Source organism: uncultured Pontibacter sp. (assembly GCF_947499215.1).
Lineage (GTDB): Bacteria > Bacteroidota > Bacteroidia > Cytophagales > Hymenobacteraceae > Pontibacter.
On the sequence record NZ_CANMNI010000001.1, the window covers coordinates 1327478 to 1346887 of the forward strand.

The 19410-nt window shown below is 50.1% G+C and carries 20 protein-coding genes and 1 tRNA gene; 11 read left to right on the forward strand and 10 right to left on the reverse strand.

From position 1 onward, the window contains the following. Positions 1-21: 21 nt before the first annotated feature. A complete protein-coding gene (locus Q1A04_RS05795; RefSeq protein ID WP_299702440.1) occupies positions 22-813 on the reverse strand; it encodes a polysaccharide biosynthesis/export family protein in 792 nt (263 codons plus the stop codon). A 387-nt stretch (positions 814-1200) separates the two neighbouring features. Here Q1A04_RS05795 and Q1A04_RS05800 point away from each other — a divergent pair, with 387 nt between their 5' ends. Then, entirely contained in the window at positions 1201-2118 is a 918-nt protein-coding gene (locus Q1A04_RS05800) for a flavin reductase family protein (RefSeq protein WP_299702441.1), read from the forward strand. 63 nt (positions 2119-2181) lie between these two features. Here the strand turns inward: Q1A04_RS05800 and Q1A04_RS05805 are convergent, their stop codons facing one another. The 4 genes from Q1A04_RS05805 to Q1A04_RS05820 all read right to left on the reverse strand — a co-directional run bounded on the left by Q1A04_RS05805 (position 2182) and on the right by Q1A04_RS05820 (position 5718). Then, positions 2182-2940 (reverse strand): DUF6503 family protein, encoded by a 759-nt coding sequence (locus tag Q1A04_RS05805; protein WP_299702442.1) that lies wholly within the window; start codon positions 2938-2940, stop codon positions 2182-2184. 414 nt (positions 2941-3354) lie between these two features. Continuing rightward, positions 3355-4017 carry a YceI family protein gene (locus Q1A04_RS05810; RefSeq protein ID WP_299702444.1) on the reverse strand — a complete coding sequence of 221 codons (663 nt, stop codon included), beginning with the start codon at positions 4015-4017 and terminating at the stop codon, positions 3355-3357. Positions 4018-4465: 448 nt separating this feature from the next. Next, complete coding sequence (locus Q1A04_RS05815; protein ID WP_299702446.1) at positions 4466-5125, reverse strand: YceI family protein; 660 nt, start codon at positions 5123-5125, stop codon at positions 4466-4468. A 143-nt stretch (positions 5126-5268) separates the two neighbouring features. Next, entirely contained in the window at positions 5269-5718 is a 450-nt protein-coding gene (locus tag Q1A04_RS05820; RefSeq protein WP_299702448.1) for a MarR family transcriptional regulator, read from the reverse strand. A 270-nt stretch (positions 5719-5988) separates the two neighbouring features. On the opposite strand from Q1A04_RS05820, the gene Q1A04_RS05825 reads away from it, so the two are divergent. From Q1A04_RS05825 to Q1A04_RS05835, 3 genes are read left to right on the forward strand one after another with little or no spacing between them, the layout of a single operon-like run. Then, on the forward strand, positions 5989-6996 hold the full coding sequence (locus Q1A04_RS05825; protein WP_299702450.1) for a c-type cytochrome: 1008 nt from the start codon (positions 5989-5991) through the stop codon (positions 6994-6996). A gap of 38 nt (positions 6997-7034) precedes the next feature. Next, complete coding sequence (locus Q1A04_RS05830; RefSeq protein ID WP_299702451.1) at positions 7035-7535, forward strand: methylated-DNA--[protein]-cysteine S-methyltransferase; 501 nt, start codon at positions 7035-7037, stop codon at positions 7533-7535. A gap of 60 nt (positions 7536-7595) precedes the next feature. Further along, a complete protein-coding gene (locus tag Q1A04_RS05835) occupies positions 7596-8030 on the forward strand; it encodes an RDD family protein (protein ID WP_299702453.1) in 435 nt (144 codons plus the stop codon). A 13-nt stretch (positions 8031-8043) separates the two neighbouring features. Here Q1A04_RS05835 and Q1A04_RS05840 read toward each other — a convergent pair whose 3' ends face one another. The 5 genes from Q1A04_RS05840 to Q1A04_RS05860 form a co-directional block, all read right to left on the reverse strand. Continuing rightward, positions 8044-8622, reverse strand: a complete 579-nt coding sequence (locus Q1A04_RS05840; protein ID WP_299702455.1) for a histidine phosphatase family protein — start codon at positions 8620-8622, stop codon at positions 8044-8046. A gap of 461 nt (positions 8623-9083) precedes the next feature. Continuing rightward, complete coding sequence (locus tag Q1A04_RS05845; protein ID WP_299702457.1) at positions 9084-11960, reverse strand: tetratricopeptide repeat protein; 2877 nt, start codon at positions 11958-11960, stop codon at positions 9084-9086. 136 nt (positions 11961-12096) lie between these two features. Next, positions 12097-12792 carry a phosphatase PAP2 family protein gene (locus tag Q1A04_RS05850; protein ID WP_299702459.1) on the reverse strand — a complete coding sequence of 232 codons (696 nt, stop codon included), beginning with the start codon at positions 12790-12792 and terminating at the stop codon, positions 12097-12099. Between the two features lie 182 nt (positions 12793-12974). Then, positions 12975-13056, reverse strand: a tRNA-Leu gene (locus Q1A04_RS05855). Positions 13057-13179: 123 nt separating this feature from the next. Then, positions 13180-13887 carry a phosphatase PAP2 family protein gene (locus tag Q1A04_RS05860; protein WP_299702461.1) on the reverse strand — a complete coding sequence of 236 codons (708 nt, stop codon included), beginning with the start codon at positions 13885-13887 and terminating at the stop codon, positions 13180-13182. A 90-nt stretch (positions 13888-13977) separates the two neighbouring features. Here Q1A04_RS05860 and thpR point away from each other — a divergent pair, with 90 nt between their 5' ends. The 7 genes from thpR to Q1A04_RS05895 all read left to right on the forward strand — a co-directional run bounded on the left by thpR (position 13978) and on the right by Q1A04_RS05895 (position 19328). Next, entirely contained in the window at positions 13978-14550 is a 573-nt protein-coding gene (gene thpR, locus Q1A04_RS05865) for an RNA 2',3'-cyclic phosphodiesterase (protein WP_299702463.1), read from the forward strand. Positions 14551-14589: 39 nt separating this feature from the next. After that, positions 14590-15081: a CinA family protein gene (locus tag Q1A04_RS05870; protein WP_299702465.1), complete on the forward strand. Its 492-nt coding sequence runs from the start codon at positions 14590-14592 to the stop codon at positions 15079-15081. A 135-nt stretch (positions 15082-15216) separates the two neighbouring features. Beyond that, the gene (locus tag Q1A04_RS05875; RefSeq protein WP_366943820.1) at positions 15217-15489 is read left to right on the forward strand and encodes a GIY-YIG nuclease family protein; all 273 of its coding nucleotides are present in this window, start codon (positions 15217-15219) and stop codon (positions 15487-15489) included. A gap of 28 nt (positions 15490-15517) precedes the next feature. Then, on the forward strand, positions 15518-16168 hold the full coding sequence (locus Q1A04_RS05880) for a class I SAM-dependent methyltransferase (RefSeq protein WP_299702471.1): 651 nt from the start codon (positions 15518-15520) through the stop codon (positions 16166-16168). Between the two features lie 57 nt (positions 16169-16225). Continuing rightward, positions 16226-18064: a M61 family peptidase gene (locus Q1A04_RS05885; protein WP_299702474.1), complete on the forward strand. Its 1839-nt coding sequence runs from the start codon at positions 16226-16228 to the stop codon at positions 18062-18064. A 2-nt stretch (positions 18065-18066) separates the two neighbouring features. Next, on the forward strand, positions 18067-18570 hold the full coding sequence (locus tag Q1A04_RS05890; protein ID WP_299702476.1) for a hypothetical protein: 504 nt from the start codon (positions 18067-18069) through the stop codon (positions 18568-18570). 107 nt (positions 18571-18677) lie between these two features. Further along, positions 18678-19328 (forward strand): hypothetical protein, encoded by a 651-nt coding sequence (locus Q1A04_RS05895; protein WP_299702478.1) that lies wholly within the window; start codon positions 18678-18680, stop codon positions 19326-19328. The last annotated feature ends 82 nt before the right edge of the window (positions 19329-19410 follow it).

Below are 19410 nucleotides of genomic sequence, written 5' to 3' on the forward strand. Positions count from 1 at the left end.
TATAAAATAGGAAGCGTTAGACTATTTGAATAATTGGTAGAGCACGAATGCTGATGAAACAATGCCCGCTGCGAAAGCCCAATTGCGTCGAATAAAGCTTGTTCCTGCCACCTTTGCCTTATCCGGCTCCACGTACACGATGTCATTCTGCTGCAGGTAAAAGTATGGGGAGTATAAAGTTTCTTTGCTGTTAAGATTCAAGCGAGCCATGGTACGAACACCTTCTTCTTCTCTGATCACCAACACATTGTTCATTTTGCCATAGATGGAAATACCACCTGCCATCGCCAGACCTTCTAGCAAGTTTACGTCTTCATTATCAGCTGGGACCTCCACCACCGTTGGACCGGTTTCACCCATCATGGTAAAACGGAAATTCTGTAATCTCACCTTTACAATCGGGTCTTGCACGTATTCGCGAACCTTCAACAGAATAGTATCACGAACTTGTTCCGTTGTAAGATTATTTACAGGCATATTCCCAATCACAGGAAAGTCGATAGAGCCTCGGGTATCTACTAAGTAGCCTTCATTCTGGTTACCTTGCTGCTGTCGTATCATCTGTCCGCCTCCAATACCACCCTCATCCATGATAACACCACGGTTAAAGAGCATATTGGTTTCAACACTAGGCGTGAGCACTTCTATTGTTAGCAGATCACCCGGCTTAATAGTCAGGCGTTTCATTTCTACCTGTTCGGTAATAAGGGGCTTTTGCTCAAGATCACTGAAATACACAATATTCCGGGTGCGCAGCGAGGTGCAGGAGGCGAAGAAAAGAAGACTCAAGAAGAGTGCTAGTTTTATTTTCATATAGGGTGTAAGCAAATTGCCTGCACGCAATCGCAACTCAGGCAATGTTTCGTATCAACAGCGGCTGCTATAGGTAGCCACCTTTTGCAAAATTAAGCAAAATGTTTTCAAATACATTTATAATATGGGGTTAATTATCCCCCCAGCCCCAAAGCTATCAGGGTCTAATAGGAACTATCCCCTTGAGGGGATTATAGGGGTGTTGGCGTTTAGTATAAGACTTTCACAACTGGCTTTACACCCCTGCGGTCCCCTCAAGGGGACAGTTTGAATGTCACAATATCAAAAGCTTTACCATTATTGTATGCACAAGTTAGAACCTATTAGCCCTAGGCATAGGGTATATTTTTCGTACCTTGCATCTCACTACCACAACACGGCTATCCCATGAAAACGATAAACCCGAAAGAAACGAAAACGGCGGAGGTGCATGCTTTATTGCTTGGGGCGATTGCGCCGCGGCCGATTGCTTTTGCCAGCACCATGGATGAGGAGGGCAATGTGAACCTGAGTCCTTTTAGTTTCTTCAACGTGTTTAGCGCTAAACCTCCAATCGTGGTCTTCTCCCCCGCTCGCCGTGTGCGTGACAATACGAGCAAGCATACACTGGAGAATGTGATTAATACAAAGGAGGTGGTTATTAATATCTGCAACTATGATATAGTGGAGCAGATGTCGCTTGCCAGCACGGAATACGATAAAGGAATAAATGAGTTCATTAAGTCCGGCTTAACACCTGAGCCCTCGGCAATGGTGAAGCCCCCTTACGTGAAAGAAGCACCTGTAGCCATGGAGTGCCGGGTAAACGAGGTGATTAGTTTAGGGCCAGAAGGCGGGGCTGGTAACCTCGTGATCTGTGAAGTGCTTCTCTTACATGTAAATGAGCATATTCTAGACGAGCAGGGCAAAATAGACCCTTACAAACTGGATGCTGTGGCCCGTATGGGCGGTGACTATTACCTGCGCGCAAACGGCGATTGTATTTTCGAGCTTCCAAAGCCCATCCGCAACAAAGGTATCGGCGTAGACCAAATCCCAGCACACATACGCAACAGCAGCATCCTAACTGGCAACAACCTCGCCCGCTTGGGTAATACAGAGGTGATGCCTAGCGCTGAGGAAGTAGAAGCTTTTAAGGCTGATCCGTTGGTGAGCTATACATTGAATAAGTATAATGAAGACAAGGAGAAAATGCGGCAAGAGTTGGAGCTGCTAGGAAAGAAGCTACTGGAAGATAATCAGGTGCAGGAGGCGTGGAAGGTTTTGATGCTAATTGCTGATGTTGATTGTTTGTTGCACGGTTAACCCACCCCTGCCCCTCCCAAGAAGGGATTTCGGTGCACGATTCGGACAGGTCGCAACCTGTCCCTACAGGGAATCTATCTCCCTTACTTCTATTTCTTCTAAGATAATCTCCGACACCTTCTCCATCTTGCCTGCTTCGAAGGCGCGGTCGTAGTTCTCGAGTGGTGTATCCTCCTTTAAGGTATAATTCACATAATCTTGAAACAGGACACCGCCGACGGTGCGGGGGTTGATGGCTTCGCGGAAGCGGGTGCCGCCGTCGTTTTCCTGAAATGAGTAAGCGAGGTAGTCCATGGTGTTGCGCTCTTGGTGGAACCAGTAGACGTACACATCCTGATAACCCTCACCGCCACCTTCCTGCGCAAAGGTCACCCGCACTTTGTGGTAGGGTTCGCCTTTGATGGTCATCTCACCAAGATACTCTTTGCGAACTGCCTCATCATTGAGGGCATAAGGCAACAGGGCAAAGTAAATAACAGAGTTTACAGAGGCAGTAAAGGCTTTTTGCCTTTCTTCAGGCAGCTCTACCTCCACATCATTCACGGTACGGTTAAAGCCACTATTGCGCCACACATCGCGCACCTGCTGGCCAGTAGAATCGGTGAAAGTGCGGCTATACACAAACACTCCGCCATCGCGCAAGGCACGGTACTGCCTGTCCCGAAACATAAAGCTGATCGCGCTTTTCTCATACCGCTCCCCCCCATGCGCCGCGATCGCCTCATCCACGATCCGCTGCGCATCCGGCTGCTTTTCGGTTTGGCAGGAGGTAATGGTGAAAAGAAATAGGGCTAATAAGGTATAGAGAGCTTTGTATAGCATGTTGTGATGGGTTTGTTTGAAGGGCAAGATACGAAATTGCCGGCCAATTTATCCAACCACCCCTAACCCCTCCTTGTCTAAGGCGGGGAATTTTACTTACTGCTTCTCCCTATCTTACTAATAGTAGCCGATCTTTTAGTAGCCGATCTTTACTTAATATACTTAGAGCAACACATATTTAAGCAGTAACTATAAAATTTAGATCCAGCTAAGTGAATAGCAGGTTCCCCGCCTTAGACAAGGAGGGGTTAGGGGTGGTTGGATCCGGCATCTGCAAAAACCCCGTGTCTCTTTTTAATCCTAAGAATCCCTAGAATAGGGGCCCTATGCGGTGATTCAGACAAACAAAAAACCCTCCCCTGTTTTTAGGGGAGGGTTTGATTGGGTTTCTCCTGCTTGGGGAGTTAATTCCAATTACTGCTTTGCTGTAATATCCAAGCTTACAGTAAAGTTATCTTCAATGGCTTTGTCGCCTAGGTTGTCAAAGAAGCTGTTAGACCCGTAGCGCACATCGTATTTAGCACGGTCAACGATCACGTCGGCTTTGGCAGTTGCTACGCCATTCTCCACGTTCACTGTAGCCGGGAAGCTTACCGGATTTGTTTTGCCTTTGATGGTCAGGTCGCCTTCCACGTTATAGTTCGGCTGACCGGCAGCTGCATCGGCAATCGGGCTGATACTATTGATTTTGAAAGTTGCGGTTGGGTGCTTCTCCACTCCAAAGAAATCATCTGACTTCAAATGGCCTACCAAATCGCTGTTATACTTGGCGTCCGTTAAATCGGTGTTGGTGATAGAAGCCATATCGATGGTAAATTCACCACCTACTACTTGGTTATCAGCCACAACCAACTCGCCGTTCTGCAGATTGATGTTGCCCGAGTGCTCGCCACCCACTTTCTTACCGTTCCAAGTAATATCGCTTTCAGCCGGAACCACGGCATAGGCCTCACCATCGGCAGCAGTTACCGCCTCTGTTGTTACGGCATTGGTTTCAGTTGTTGTTGAGTTGCTGTCGCTGCAGGATGTAAATAAAAACACCGCGGCCATTGAAGCTAAAATTGCTGTCTTTTTCATGTTGATTCTAGTTTTAAAATAAAGGTTGTTCTCTCTAAGGAGCTACAAATCTAATGTATATACATTAATTGTACAAACATAGTTCATGTTTTTTTGTTTGAATTTTCAAATTAGCCCTTTACCCTCGGATTTTCAGGATTTACGCAGTGGCCGGATCCAACCACCCCTAACCCCTCCTTGTCTAAGGCGGGGAATCTGTTGTTGTCACAGCTTAATTTTATGTTCTATAGTTGATACTTACATAAGAAGCTAATGCTTACATAACTACGGCTTATGATTCTCTTAAATAGATAGTAGTTGCGATGGGTAAAGTAAAAAGAAGTGGTAAGTAAAATTCCCCGCCTTAGACAAGGAGGGGTTAGGGGTGGTTGGATCCGGTAAATATAAAAAAACCCCCTCCTGTTTTTAGGAGGGGGATTAGGGAGGTTAATCCTAGAAGAAGGATTCCTTAACTATTCGTCAGCTTTGCCTTCACATTCAAGCTCACCGTAAATTCATCATAAATAGCCTTATCACCCAAGTTCTCGAAGAAGTTGCTAGAGCGGTAGCGAATGTCATATTTCGTGCGGTCTACGGTCACGTCGGCTTTAGCGGAAGCAACGCCGTCTTTTATAGTAACAGTAGCCGGGAAGCTTACCGGGTTGGTAATGCCTTTAATGGTTAAGTTTCCTTTCACATTGTAGTTAGGCTGTCCGGCTGCGGCTTTAGCGATCGGAGTGGCTTCGGTTATGGTAAATGTAGCCGTTGGGTGCTTCTCTACGCCGAAGAAGTCATCAGACTTCAAGTGGCCAACCAGTTTCCCGTTAGAGCCAGCATCCTTTATGTCGGCGCAGGTGATAGATGACATGTCTATCACAAAATTGCCACCGGTCAGTTTGTTCCTGTCTACCTGCAGTTGACCGCTCTTGAGCGTTATATCGCCATAGTGCTCGCCTGTCATTTTCTTGGCATGCCATTTTACTTCGCTGGCATCAGTAGCCACATGATAGGTACGGACCTTTGCAGCGGCAACTACCTCAGTGGTGTTCGGTTCGGTAATTGAGCTGCCCGTAAAGGCTGAAAGCATCAGCGCTGCTGCAAGCGATGCCAGAATTGCGGTTTTCTTCATGGTTGGTTAATTTATAGAATTGTTGATGGTTGGAGGGTTAAATTGACAAATGGTTTAATTGCTATGATTTCAATTTTATACTGCCATGGACTACGACATTACAGCTAATGCGACGTCACGGTGTAACGTCGGTACAAATCCTTCTATCCTCTAATTTTATCCAGCAGCTGGCTTAGCTGCAGGGCTTCTTCGTCTGACAGATTCGTAATTCCGGTTCCCTTCCCTCCTTCCAGTTCATCCATTTGCTTGAGCAACCCCAATCCTTTTTCAGTGATCAGGACATCGACGGTTCGACGGTCATGCAGGCACTGCTGTCGGGTGACGAGCTCCTTTGCCACCAGTTTGTCCACAATACGCGATGCATTGGAGGTTTTGTCCAGCATACGCTCGATTAACAAACTAACTGTGGCTGGCTTCGGATATTGTCCGCGCAAGATACGCAGGATGTTGTATTGTGGCAGCGTCACGCCAAAGGGTTTGAACTGAGTACCCTGCTCCTGCTCCAACCAGCCGGCCGTGTACACCAAATTGATGTATGCCTTTTGATGCGGGCTCCTGAAAGCAGGCTGTTTTATCTCTTCTTCTATTTTCATGAAAATCTATTTTAAAGGTGTCTTACAGGCCGGGATGATTAATACAGAAAAAAACCAGTTGACCATTGCAAATATATGTACATACATTTAATATAGGTGCATGGTTCATCTTTTTACTCTTTTTATTCTGGCTTTTACCCGCTGATTTTGTGCCGATACTCAAATTATAGGATAATCACTATTTACAACTTGATTTTAATAATATTTATTTCAAATATTACTTTTCAATGCAGTATTGCGACTAACTCTAAACCTTATACCTATCCCATTATGAATAAAGCTCTTAAAATCGTTGGCATTTTGGTTGTGGCGCTATTAGTGGTAGTGGCTGCTGGGGTTGTTTATCTGCGCTATACCTTCCCTAAAGTGGATGCAGCGCCTGTTATTTCCATTGAGAAAACACCTGCTTTGGTGGAACGGGGCGAATACTTAGCTCATCATGTGGCTGTCTGCATAGACTGTCACTCAACACGCGACTTCTCACGCTTTTCAGGCCCCATTGTAGAGGGTACTTTTGGCAAGGGTGGCGATGTGTTTGACCATTCAATGGGATTTCCGGGTACTTTCTACGCCCGAAACATTACTTCAGACAAAGAAACAGGTATAGGCAACTGGACAGACGGCGAGGTATACCGCGCTATAACTACCGGGGTTAGCCAAAACGGGGATCCTTTATTTCCGGTAATGCCCTACAAAGCCTATGCAAACATGACCACGAATGATGCGTACGCCATTGTTTCCTACATCCGCACCCTTAATCCTATTGAACATAAAGTCCCAAAGTCTGAGCCTGACTTCCCGATGAACCTAATCATGCGCACCATTCCTTCCGGTAACCCCACTCCTACTGATGAGCGTACTTTGGACGATGAAATGGTGAAAGGCAAATACCTGCTCACCATTGCGGCCTGCACCGAATGCCACACGCCTCAGGAAAAAGGGCAACCAATCGAAGGCAAGTTTTTAGCAGGAGGCTTTGAGTTTAAGTTTCCCAATGGCGCCGTGGTGCGATCAGTCAACATCACACCAGACAAAGAGACAGGTATAGGTAACTGGACGGAAGATGCCTTTGTGCAGCGCTTCAAAAACTATGAGGCGCCTGAAGCCACCGCCAAGCAAATCGATCCAGATGCCTTCAACACCATTATGCCTTGGGCCATGTATGCCGGTATGAAAGAAGAGGACCTGCGCGCTATCTACAAATACATGATGACCTTAGAGCCAATCAGCAACAAAGTAGAGCGTTATACCCCGCCGGGCGCTGTTGCCCAAAAGTAAAGAGTAGCTTTTATACCTGCCATAGCTTATCTTTAGGTATGGACAAGCAAAATTATTCTACCTACCTGAGCACTCCCCTTGGCCTGCTTCGCATTAGCGGTTCAGAGCAGGGTTTAGCAGAGGTAAAGTTCTGTGAAGAATCGGAGACGGCTATACCTGAGAAACAGGTGCCGGCATGTTTGCAGGATGCTCAGCGGCAGCTAGAGGAGTATTTTGCGGGCAGCCGCCGTACTTTCGAACTGCGGTTGGCACCACTGGGCACACCTTTTCAGCAACAGGTATGGCAGGAGTTGCAACTGATCCCTTTTGGCAAGACAAGCAGCTACCTCGCTGTATCCTGTGCGGTATCCACCGAAAAAGCGATCCGGGCGGTTGGTGCTGCTAACGGGCGCAACCCGCTTTGCATCGTCGTGCCCTGCCACCGCGTGATCGGAAGCGACGGTAGCCTGACAGGTTATGCGGGAGGTTTATGGCGCAAAGAATGGCTGCTGCAGCATGAAGGTGTCCTGAAGCCAAGCAAGCAATATTCACTCTTTTAAAAATACCAAATTTAACCAAAATACTGCAACCTGTTCACCGTAACACAGTATATAAAAGGTATGCAGTTATCTTATCAAAAAACGGAAACAGAGGAGCACGTTGCCAGTTTAGGTACGCGCGCATTGGCTGGTTTTCTGGATTTGCTGCTGCTGCTCACGATCATCGGGTTGATTGAATACTATACCGTAAGCAGTGACGAAGAGGCATTTCTCTTAAAAGTGGAGCGTATTCTGCATCTCATGTTGGGCTGGCTTTATTTTGCAGGTGCGGAGAGCTCGGTTTGGCGCGCCACTATCGGTAAGCACCTTCTCCAACTCAAGGTAAGCAGCACTTCCGGTAAGCGTATTTCCTTCCGTTGTGCCAGCCTCCGCTACTTACTTAAGCCGATCAGCGTTTTCGTGCTCCTCATGCAGGCCATTTCCCAAACGTCTACCACTGCCTATACCCGCCTCTTCCACGACAGGGTCTGCGATACGAAAGTGACCGACTACTAGCCTAGCGTCTATATTATTTAGCAGGAACAGCGGCCCCCACACCAAAAGTCTGCACCTCCAATTTGGCATTATCCTCCGAATCGACAAGGAGCTTGAACAGGTAGCTGTATGCGCTGTCTGGTATTTCGGCTAAAGGCTTCTCAGCGCCAAAAGCCTCGATAATAGGCAATAGCGTATTGGAGTGACCGGCCACCACCACGGTCTGTCCCCGATGCTCTCGCAGCAGGCGCTCTTTCAGTCCGTGAAAATCGTGCCCTTCATACTGCACCACTTGGATGTTACGCTCCTGAGAAAGCGGCCCTAAAGTTTGCCCCGTACGCACGTATTTGGTCGCGTATAGCGCGTGCACTTCCTCCTCAGCTAATAAAGCGCGCAAAGCCTCGGCTCGGGCATGGCCAGCTTCAGTCAGATCAGGATCCTCATTGGAGGCGTCGGTGGTGTCTTTTTCGGCATGGCGCACAAGGTATATGGTTGTGAGCTCCTCATTCTGCTGTATGATCTCATCGGAATTCTCCTGCTCGGCTGTGTTGCTGCACGCAGAGGCCAGTGTAACAAATAGAAAAATGCTGAGAAGACGGGTTAATTGTTTCATGTGATGGTGTTTTAAGGTATCGTGTTGTGAGGAAATAGTTCGTATATGTTAGTTTATGTCCCTTCTTAAAAGCCTTTTGTCTTAGCTAGTGCTTATCCAAGTACGCTCTGCCATTTCCAGCCCCTTTAACACCCCTGTGGTCCCCTCAAGGGGACAGTTTTATTTTCTGAGACTATCCCCTTGAGGGGATTACAGGGGTGTAACTTATCCCATCACATCATGGTTACAAAGTTAAAAATGGAGAAAACCAAATTCTCCCCTATAGGACAAGTGAGAACAAGAGTTCGAAACTTGCGAGCGTAGCTCTTAGAGGGGGCGTTGGTGTTTAGTATAAGACTTTCACAACCATCTTTCCACACCTATGGTCCCCTCAAGGGGATAGTTTTTAGAACTTAAGGCCCTACCCCTAAGGGGATAGTTCCCGCATCATTTCTAACCTTTAATTTGGCGCAGCACGAAGCCTAAAGCCTGTAAGCCAAATCGATGCCTTCTGCCAATAACCTTTCTGCCGAGCTTCTCTTATCTTCTTTGAGCAGCATTTGCACGAGGTTTTGGCGGGCTTCGTAAAGATATGGATTTTCGCGCAGCGCGGCTTCATAGGCTTTGCGGGCTTTTTTAGGTTCTTTTTCAGCTTCCCATATCTTGCCTGATGCAAAGAGAAAATCCGCAAGTTCGGCTGGGCTATCCTGCACGGGCTGTTTTTTGAGCTCTTCCTGCGCTTTTTCTGTCTCACCCAGACCGGCATACACCCTCGCCAGTAGAGTAGCCTCGCTTCGGGCGCGCACTTTACCGTTCAGCAGCGGCTCGAGTGCCTGACGGGCGACGGCAGCATTTCCTAAATACAAATGCCAAGCCGCCATACGCACCATGTAGCCCGGACGGGGCGTACCGGCTGCTGTCAGGATGCGCTGCGCTTCTTCAAGTGTGGCGATGGCAAATTCGTAATTGCCCTGCGTGGCCAGCACTTCGGCATACTGCTGGCGTAATTCATAGTGCTGCGGTTTGCGGGCCACCAATTCAGCCAGCGTGCGGACTGCCTCCTGAGATGGGCCAGCCGTACCACGCAGCCAGCTTGCATAGGCTTGGGCTTCGTCGCGGCGGTCGCGCAGGTAGGTCGAAATGGTCGGTGCCTCTTTCACATAGCCTTCAGCCACTGCCACCGCCTCGGGCAACTGTCCATAACTGGCGTAAAATTCCCGGAAAGACTGGTTGATGCGGGCGCGTGTTAACAGGTCGTCTTCGAGGCGCGAAGCCTTGTCGTAACGCAGCACCTGCTCCTGTATAGCTCGCCGCTGTGACATTTTGCCAGCCCGGCGCTGGGCTTCTATCAGATCAGCCTCCGCCACATACAGCGGTGCATAATTCTCATTAATTGCCTTTGCTTTGTCCAGCCACTGCTGCGCCTGACCAAAATCCAACTGGCGCTGCATGATGCCGGCATAAGCGATCAAGGCGGGCTGGTACTGGCTATCCCAAGTCAGAGCGGTGTCGAGTAAAGCTGCCGCTTTAGAGTAGTTTTGGGCTCTTCCTTCACGTTCAGCCAAGTTTAGGTATACCTGCGCCCAATTGCTAGCCATGGCCTGTTGGTCGCCGACAAGGTAAGCCTTTTGTCGTTGCACCAGATTGTCTAAGAAGGTATAGAGTTCCGGATCCTTCGCTTTGAGGTCGCTTGTGGTATTGATGGACTTGTGGTTAAGCGGATGCACCTTGACTGGTTCGAAATAAGCCGGATAGGTCTGCGCTAGATACTCATGCTCGTTGTTGGCGGAATAGTAGTCGAGGGTGCGCCCCTCTTTCATGGCGTTGTGATAGAGTCGGCGCACGGCTCTATTCTCGGCATCGGTGAACACTCGCCCATGGAACAGGTGCACATACTCATGCAACACCACATTGCGCTCGAGGTAGGCTCCCCGAATTACGTACTCAATGGCGGCCGCACCGCTTCCCACACCCCGAATGTCCATCCATTGCCGATTGTCGAAGGTGGTGGCCTGCCGGAAATAAGGCGAGTTCATGGCAATGGCAAGGTCGTTGTGCAGCGGTGGAATCACGAATTTTTCGCCCTGTCGAGACAGAAACGGGAAGTATACCGTGCTGGCGTACAGCTGCGACCAAACCATTTTCTGTACCGTCTCGCCCGGATAGTAGGTCACATCCGGAAACACGCGAGCGAAGTTCACCGGGTCGGCTATCTGGGTCTGCTGAATGACTTGTGTGAGCGAATCGTAGGCGCTCAGGTATACTAGTTGCTTTTGTTTGATAACAGCTGCTAAGGCATTGTGGGCCGGACCGTAGTGCTTCTTTTTTTGGAGGATGCGCTGAAAGATCACCTCAGCTGAATCGAGACGGGGCTGACGGGGCAAGTCAAAGGCCATGTAATAAGCGGAGCCACGTAGCATATCGGGCAGCACCGAAGTTGGATATTGCTGCTGAACTTTTCGAATCTCAACGAGCGCCTCCTGCAGTTTGCTCTGCGAGATCAGTCTATCAGCGGACTGTAAGGCCTTTCGTACTTCCTCATCTTCAGGCTGGGCATAGTCGGCGTAAGTCAGGTTTGTATGGCCATTGCCCCAGTGCCAGTGCGTGACATAGTGCAGCGGGTTCAGTTCAAGGGCAAGCTCCCACTGGGAGGCCATGGAATTGAGTTGTGTCGCATCCACCCGCCGCCAGATGGCATAACCATAGTTGAAGCGGGCATCGGCATCAAAAGGGTTCAGTGTTAGGCTTGTCACTAGAGGTTTAATTGCCTCCTCCGGTTTCTGGTCCCAGAACAGTACATCGGACTCCAACAGAAAGGCAGCCGCATTTTTAGGGTTCCAGCGCTGTACCTTAATAGCCTGTGCCAGCGCCTCGTTATACTTTTTCTGCAGCATCAGGATACGCCCGACTGCCAAGGTGGCCTCCTCATCGCGTGGATTCACCTGCAAAAGCCTATTCGCCGTTGCCAGCGCCTGCGGCAATTCCCATGCCTGCACTTGCAATTTGCTCTTAAGCAGAAGTGCCTCTCTGTGAGCCGGCTCCTTTTTTAAAACCCCTCCTACCAACGCATCTGCCGCATGATACTCGTTCTGCAGCATTGCCATCCGGGCCTTGGCCAAGTTTGTCTCCTGCGAAACAGGTGCTTTCTGCAGCAAGGCCTTGGCTTCCTGCCACATCCCGAGCGAGAGCATCCGGTTTGCCCTGTCGGCTACAGGCGACTGCTCCGCTTTGCGCAATTCCTGTCTTTCCTTCTCCAGTCTGGTCCGCACCTCATCCACTTGGTCCGGGTGCTGGGCAAGCGCAGGTATAGTAAGGAGCAACAAGGTATAGCAAAGGAAGGCAACAAGAAGGCGAGACATAGTTTTTGTTTAAGGTAGGCGGTTGATAGCCCCTAAAATAACCTTCGGCCCGCTCATATCAAAATTAAAGGGCAATGGTAGGCAGTTGGAAGGTGAAATTTCGTTGATTGTTGATTGTTTGGTGCCCGATTCAGGCTCAGGTAACGTCGGTACTTCCTAACTTTAAATACATCTTTTCCAGCTTTTTCATGAGCAGGATCGCGATGAACAGCCAGATGATGCCCATCGCGTACCCGGCCAGCACATCGGTGGCGTAGTGCACATTGAGGTAGATGCGACTGTAGCCTATGAGTAGCAGCAGCACAGTGAGCAGGCTTACCCACAGCCAGCGCCAGAAAGGGTGCTGCACCTCCCGCCAGATGATATAGATGAGCAGACCATAGAAGGAACCGCCGATCATGGCGTGGCCGCTGGGGAAACTCAGCCCCGACTGCTCGAGCATGGCGGTGACGGGGCGGGGTCGCTCAAAGAGGCGCTTAAGCGCTTGGTTAAGCATGGTGCTGGTAAAGGCGATTAACAGCACTTTGAGGGCATACCAACGCAGCTTATGGAACCATGACATGCCCAGTACTAAAAGCGCCGGGGCGACCAGCAGGTAATCGGCGGAGGCAAAAAAGGAGAAGAAACGCATCAGGCGGGTCATGCCTTCGGAGCGGTGTGAGGCGGCGTACTGAAACAGGGCGGTGTCCAGTCCTTTGTCCTGCAGAATGAACACTTCCCGCGCCATGTAACTGAACACAAACAGGCAAAGGAAGAAAGCCAGCGCAATAAGCACAGCCTCTGCAGTAAGCAGGGCCAGTAGTTCCAGCAGTCGTTTAGTTATGCGCTTCATGTCGGCAAAAGGGTGATACCGGCCTGCTTTACGCATTTGATTGCCCGCTAGTTGGAAATTGCAAATAGCAGATCATTAGGAGCACAGGGGAGAAGGCAGTCTGGAGCAGGTAGGTATAGCTGCGTTCTTGGGAAAACAAAAAAGCCGGCTGCAAAGCCGGCTTTTTTTACATTTTGGATTAGTGCGCACGGGGAGACTCGAACTCCCACACCCGAAGGCACAGGCTTCTGAGACCTGCACGTCTACCAATTTCGCCACGTGCGCAGCTGGTATTATTCAAAATGTGTTCCCAAAACCCTTTAACCCTTGTTGATTGGGATTGCAAAGGTATGACAGAATTTTTTATCTGCAATAGTCCGCTTCTAAAAAATTTTCATCCCCTAAAAATCAATCTTCCTCCACTACCGGAGCGATCTCTTTTCGGGTGAATTTCTCGATGCGCCGCAGCAGCCCGATGCCGATGATAACCCACAGAATACCAGCCGCAAAGCCTGCCACCACATCAGTAGCATAGTGTACCCGCAGGTAGATGCGGCTAAAACCGATCAGCAGGATAAAGATCACGAGCAGGGCTACCAGAAAATTGCGCAAGGGCTTTGAGCCCACATGATGCCAGACCAGATAAATGAGCAGGCTATAGAAAGAGGCGGCGATCATGGAATGGCCGCTCGGGAAACTGAGTCCGGAAGCGTCTACCAAGGGCATGTCCGGTCGCTGCCGGTCGAAGAAAAACTTGAGCACAAGGTTAAGCGAGATACTGCCCAAGGCCACTACCGGCACTTTGAGCGAATACCACCTGTGGCGTCGCACAAACAGGAAATAGGCAATGAGCAGCAGTCCGGCGGCCGTCATGAAGTGCCGCGAGGCGAAAAAGGTGATGATCTCAATGAACGTGGTGAAACCGCTACTTTGCATGTCGGCGGCCAAGGCGAAGGCAGACTCGTCGAACTTGAGCGGACCGGGAGCGGCTACCACCTCAGCGCTGACATACAGAAATACCAGCACGCAAGCCAAAAAGACCGCCATCACAAAAATCAGCTCCAAGGTGAAGAGCGCAAAACTTGCCGCCAGTTTTCTATAATAGTGTCGTATCATGAGTTATCAGTGTAAATTCCTAGGCGAAACCAATAGGCGCCTGTGTAGCAATTACGTAAGTCCTGCATACAAGTATACCTTAACCGGCCTATGCATCACACAACCAGACTTTTCATAGCCGCTCCCGTGCCGGAAGAACTGAAAAGCTACCTCAGCCGACAAGCGTCCTCGTTCCAGCACGAGGCCATCCGGATGGTGCCTGAAGTAAACCTGCACCTCACACTCTTTTTCATCGGCAACGTGCCTATTGAGCAGCTCTCTGACATCCGAGAAGTGACGGCCCACATGGCAGGGCAGTTCGCACCTTTCGACCTCAAACTGCAAGCTGTGGAGCCCGGACCCAAACCGCGCTCTCCCCGTCTTGTCTGGGCTCGATTCGCTCCTGATGATACTTTCGCGAACCTAAGCCGTGGGCTGGCGCAGGCCTTGAGTCCCCAGCCGCTCAGCCAGCGTGACCCCATTCCGCACATCACCTTGGCCAGATTTCGAAAAGACAGACCCACCCCGCATAATCTTGAGGCAATCTCCCCTACCGAACGTATCGTGCTGTCTGTTCGGGAAATTGCAGTATGGCATTCGGAACTGGCCTCGCCGCATCCGCGCTATACCATCCTGCACCGCTACCCGCTCACCGGAAACCCACAGGCAGCAGATACAGTATGATAAGCACCAATTGGGGACCTAGCCTATACCTATACAAACATGAACCAGACGGAACTGACAGAATTAACGATGATGCTGAAAGACAAAGGCCTGACCGTGGCCTTTGCGGAGAGTTGCACGGCCGGCATGCTGGCCTCGGAAATGGCGAAAGCCAAGGGAAGCAGTGATGTCTTAAAGGGCAGTCTCGTCGTGTATCAGCCGGAAGTCAAGAAAAAGCTGTTGGGTGTGACACAGGCTACACTCGATCTCTATACCGCCGAATCGCAGCAGGTGACCAACGAGATGGTGATGGGCCTGAAAAAAGCACTGGACGCTGACATTAGCATTGCTACTACCGGGCTAGCCGGGGAAGGAGGCTCCGAGACCCCGGAAAAGCCTGTCGGTACCACATTCGTTTCCTTCCTCTATGACGGCAAAGCGGAGGAGTTCCGGGAGGTTTTCGAAGGCAACAGCCTCAGCATCCGGAAACAGCTCACCGACTATGTGTTTGAGAAGCTGAAGGGAATCATGGAAGAGCATTATGACCGGTAATTATTGTCATTTCGAACGCTAGTGAGAAATCTGGAGTATCCACACAATTATTGATCACAACAAATCTTCATGATAGGCCACAACTACTTTGTCTATATCACAACGAACCCGAAGAAAACAACTTTGTATGTGGGAATGACAAATGAGCTTCCACGAAGAATTGATGAGCATACGCTAAATGCTGGCGACCCTAGTACTTTTGCAGGCCGGTACTATTGCCATAATCTTGTCTATTATGAGCGTTTCACATACGTACAACATGCGATTGAACGGGAGAAACAAACAAAAAAATGGAGCAGGAAGAAAAAAGAAGAGTTAATTAGCAGTTTTAATCCTGATTTGAAGAGATCGCAGATTGGGATGAATAGTACACTATTTGGACCTTCATTCCTTCAGATTTCTCACTAGCGTTCGAAATGACATTATTGTTTAGCCCTTGCCTAACCCCACCACCCCCAACTTCGACAGCATAGCCCCCATCTACGACAGCCTCTCCCGCATGGTGTTTGGTGATGCCCTGCGGCGAGCGCAGATGGAGCACCTAGGTGCTATACCTGAGCAAGCGCATGTGCTGCTAATCGGGGGCGGCTCGGGTTGGCTCTTAGAGCAACTGCTCCTACAAAAGCCGCAGGTACAAGTCACCTACCTCGAGTCATCGACCAAAATGCTTGAACTGGCGCAAAAGCGCTGTAAACAACTTGCTATACCTACCGCCGCTGTCTCTTTCCGATTGGGAGATGAAAACAGCCTGAAACCCGACGAGAAGTTCGATGTCATCATCACCCCTTTTCTGCTCGACCTCTTTCCAGATGACAGGCTGCAGCACCTCATGGATCGCCTTTTCACAGCCCTCCGCCCCGGCGGACTTTGGTTATTCAGCGATTTTTGGCCTGTGCATGAGCCTACTCCGTTTTGGCAGCGGCTGTTGTTGCGTAGTATGTACACCTTCTTCGGTGTGGTCAGCGGGGTGAACGCCAGTCAACTACCGGATTTTGGATTGCACTTTCAGCGTCTTCGGCTACAAGAGCAGGCAAGTACCCAATTTTATGGCAGCTTGATTCAGGCTAAGGTATATCGCAAGGTATAGCCAATTGCACAGATGCGTTAATTTCTATACTTTTAAGTTCGAACCAACAGCCTGTTTATGTCGATAAGACTGATTGGCGCTTTGTGCGCTGCCTTTTTCTGCACCCTATCGCCTGTGCTGGCGCAGCAGCAGGTCAACTACCACCTCTCCTTCCCCAACGCCCTACACCACGAGGCTCAAATCAGCATCACCTTTAAAGGGATAACCTCCGATACACTGCAGGTACTCATGCCCCGAAGTTCACCGGGACGCTATGCCCTGCACGAATTCGCCAAGAACGTTTATGGTGTAAAAGCGACAGACGGCAAGGGCAAATCACTGAATAGCAGCCGCCCGAATCCGCATCAATGGAACGTGAGTGGACACGAAGGCGAGGTAACGATCACCTATACCTTATTCGGCGCGCATGCTGACGGTACTTACACTGGCATTGACGAAACGCACGCGCACCTCAACATGCCAGCTACCTTAATGTATGGTAAAGGCTTTGAGAAGGCACCCGCCCGTGTCACTTTTCATGCCCCTAAAGACAGTAACTGGAAAATAGCCACGCAGCTCCAGCCGGAAAACGACTCCACCTTCACGGCGCCTGACTTTCAGTACCTCATGGACAGCCCGACGGAGCTGAGCAATTTTGACTTTGCGGAGTGGACTGTGCAGGACCGCGGCAAAAACAAAACCATTCAAGTGGCCGCGCACCATTATGGGGATAAGGCACTGTTTGAAGAGTACGTGGCAAAAACCAAACAGATCGTGGCTGAGCAGCAGGCGGTTTTCGGCGAGCTACCTAATTTTGATTTCGGCCGCTATACCTTTATTGCCTGCTATGGTCCGCAGGCGGTGGGTGACGGCATGGAACACCGCAACTCCACCATCCTGACCAGTTCTCGCCCTATGAAAGGTTTCCTGTCGTCCCTCCTCAACACGGTGTCGCATGAGTTTTTCCATGCTTGGAATGTGGAGCGCCTGCGTCCGCAGAGTCTGGAACCTTTCGACTTTCAACAGGCCAATATGTCGGAAGCACTTTGGCTGGCCGAGGGCTTTACCTCCTACTATGGCGACCTGACTATGCGCCGCAGCGGCATTTTCGATACGAAAAAATATGCCAGCGACTTGGCCGGTGACCTGAATTATGTGCTGCTATCACCGGGCAGGCACTACCACAGTTTGGTTGAAATGAGCAAGCAGGCTCCCTTTGTGGATGCGGCTCGCTCCGTGGATCCGCACAACCGCCATAACACCTTTATCTCTTACTATACCTATGGCAGCGTGCTTGGCCTTGGGCTGGACCTAACTTTGCGTCGCGACTTTAACACCACACTCGATGCCTACATGCAGGCGCTTTGGCAAACTTATGGCAAACCTGAAAAGCCTTATACCATAGCTGATCTGGAGCGCACTTTGGCCGAAGTAACCAAAGATACGGCGTGGGCGGCCGACTTTTTCAGGCGACAGGTATACGGCAGCGAACTGCCGGACTATGCGGCCCTTTTAGCCGAAGCCGGATTACAGCTGCGCCAAGCCAATCCCGGCAAGGCCAGTTTAGGTCCCGCCAATCTGGAATACACCAAAAACGGGGCAAAGCTCCTCAACGGCACCTCCGTGACATCTCCACTTTATAAGGCCGGGCTTAACCGAGGTGACATTATCGTGACACTCAATGGCAAGAAAGTAACAAGTGCAAAGGAGCTGGAGAAGATCATGAGCAAGCTAAAGCCTACGCACAGTGTGCCGATTACCTACCGGAGCAGTGAACAGGCCCCGATTATAAGTACCCAGATTGTATTGCAAGAGGACCCGGAGCTTATGATCGAGCATTTTGAAAACATGGGCAAGGAACTGACTCCGGCCATGCAGGCTTTCCGACAGGCTTGGCTAAGTTCTAAGTCAAAATAAGCATGCAGGGTATAAACCTTAAACTTATCCTGTTGCACGGACTCGTGGTCCTGCTTTCATCCTATGCTTTCGTCGCGCTGGGCTACATTTTTGACACGCCGCTGGCAGAGCTATACTTGGAAACAGGGGACTTGAGTGCCTTTGAGGAAAGTGCCCTGCGCTACGAAGTGGATACAGAACGGATCGGCAAGCTCAAGCAGGTGCTTCAGTTTGCGCCTTTTGCTGGGGGCCTTTTCGGAGTGGTGCTGTCTTTCATCGCCATCAGGCGCAAGAAGCTGGCTTTACAGAACGCACTGGTTGTTTTAGGCCTAGCCATCCTTCTTGCACTTATCGGACTCTTAGACAATGAGATTATAAAAGGTATACTTTTTGCTCCCGGCAGGCTGGTTTCTGACTCAGTGGCAACTGTCTATACCTTGAACTACCTGCTTTTGCTGGGCCTCAGCTTTTGGCTGGCTTTTACGCGCAGGTTAATTCCCGAGGCGGACCGCAAAACCAAGGTATAGCCCCCTGACAACAAAAGTGTTGCGTGCGCGTTTGCAAAAATAAGGCAAGCTTGTTTCAGAAGCGATTGTATCTTAACTTAGTACGAAATCACTTAGACCGTTTTCACGTGAAAATATTTTTAAGCACCATACTGACCTGCAGCCTGCTTTTTGCCGGTACTGCCATGGCGCAGTCGAACCAGAAAGCCAGTCTGGATGCGGCCCCTGCTCCTGCCATACAGGAGGCACCCGCACCTCAGGCTGAAAAAAAGTCTTCTATGCTGGAAATGCCGACAAACCGGATCAGCTATAGCTTATCGGCTGGAGCGAGCTTCGGCAGCGGTTTTGGCGCCACGTATCTGGAGCCTACCGTGCGTTACCAGCTCACACCGCGTCTGCGCGTGTTCAGCAGCCTGACCTATATGTCGGTGATGTCGTCTCAGTTCACCGTACCGACCGCTGAGGGCGGCACCATGCTGCAACGCACCAGCCCGAGCAACCATTACATAGCCCATGTGGGCGCTGACTATTTGGTAAACGACCGCCTGATTCTGAGCGGCAGCGTTTGGAAGGACTTTTCGAATGTTCCGGCCCAGAATGCAGCCTACATGAATTTCATGACGCCGGGCCGTCAGGGAATGGATTTCCGGGCGACCTATAAGATCACAGAACACTTCTCCGTGACGGGTGGCATGCGCTACTCTAATGGTGCCTCACCTTTTTACGGACCTTTCCATCACCCGGTCTCTGTGGGCAGAAGCGGCGGTTTTTGGTATTAGCGATTTAAAGAATTAGAACTTAGAAGTAATGCGAAAACTGTCCCCTTGAGGGGACCATAGGGGTGTAAATTCGGAGTTAAAT

Bases quoted from the DNA above. Each gene is read 5' to 3' on its own strand.
- Q1A04_RS05795 (WP_299702440.1), bottom strand. From the start codon at position 813: ATGAAAATAAAACTAGCACTCTTCTTGAGTCTTCTTTTCTTCGCCTCC.
- Q1A04_RS05800 (WP_299702441.1), top strand. From the start codon at position 1,201: ATGAAAACGATAAACCCGAAAGAAACGAAAACGGCGGAGGTGCATGCT.
- Q1A04_RS05805 (WP_299702442.1), bottom strand. From the start codon at position 2,940: ATGCTATACAAAGCTCTCTATACCTTATTAGCCCTATTTCTTTTCACC.
- Q1A04_RS05810 (WP_299702444.1), bottom strand. From the start codon at position 4,017: ATGAAAAAGACAGCAATTTTAGCTTCAATGGCCGCGGTGTTTTTATTT.
- Q1A04_RS05815 (WP_299702446.1), bottom strand. From the start codon at position 5,125: ATGAAGAAAACCGCAATTCTGGCATCGCTTGCAGCAGCGCTGATGCTT.
- Q1A04_RS05820 (WP_299702448.1), bottom strand. From the start codon at position 5,718: ATGAAAATAGAAGAAGAGATAAAACAGCCTGCTTTCAGGAGCCCGCAT.
- Q1A04_RS05825 (WP_299702450.1), top strand. From the start codon at position 5,989: ATGAATAAAGCTCTTAAAATCGTTGGCATTTTGGTTGTGGCGCTATTA.
- Q1A04_RS05830 (WP_299702451.1), top strand. From the start codon at position 7,035: ATGGACAAGCAAAATTATTCTACCTACCTGAGCACTCCCCTTGGCCTG.
- Q1A04_RS05835 (WP_299702453.1), top strand. From the start codon at position 7,596: ATGCAGTTATCTTATCAAAAAACGGAAACAGAGGAGCACGTTGCCAGT.
- Q1A04_RS05840 (WP_299702455.1), bottom strand. From the start codon at position 8,622: ATGAAACAATTAACCCGTCTTCTCAGCATTTTTCTATTTGTTACACTG.
- Q1A04_RS05845 (WP_299702457.1), bottom strand. From the start codon at position 11,960: ATGTCTCGCCTTCTTGTTGCCTTCCTTTGCTATACCTTGTTGCTCCTT.
- Q1A04_RS05850 (WP_299702459.1), bottom strand. From the start codon at position 12,792: ATGAAGCGCATAACTAAACGACTGCTGGAACTACTGGCCCTGCTTACT.
- Q1A04_RS05860 (WP_299702461.1), bottom strand. From the start codon at position 13,887: ATGATACGACACTATTATAGAAAACTGGCGGCAAGTTTTGCGCTCTTC.
- thpR (WP_299702463.1), top strand. From the start codon at position 13,978: ATGCATCACACAACCAGACTTTTCATAGCCGCTCCCGTGCCGGAAGAA.
- Q1A04_RS05870 (WP_299702465.1), top strand. From the start codon at position 14,590: ATGAACCAGACGGAACTGACAGAATTAACGATGATGCTGAAAGACAAA.
- Q1A04_RS05875 (WP_366943820.1), top strand. From the start codon at position 15,217: ATGACAAATGAGCTTCCACGAAGAATTGATGAGCATACGCTAAATGCT.
- Q1A04_RS05885 (WP_299702474.1), top strand. From the start codon at position 16,226: ATGTCGATAAGACTGATTGGCGCTTTGTGCGCTGCCTTTTTCTGCACC.
- Q1A04_RS05890 (WP_299702476.1), top strand. From the start codon at position 18,067: ATGCAGGGTATAAACCTTAAACTTATCCTGTTGCACGGACTCGTGGTC.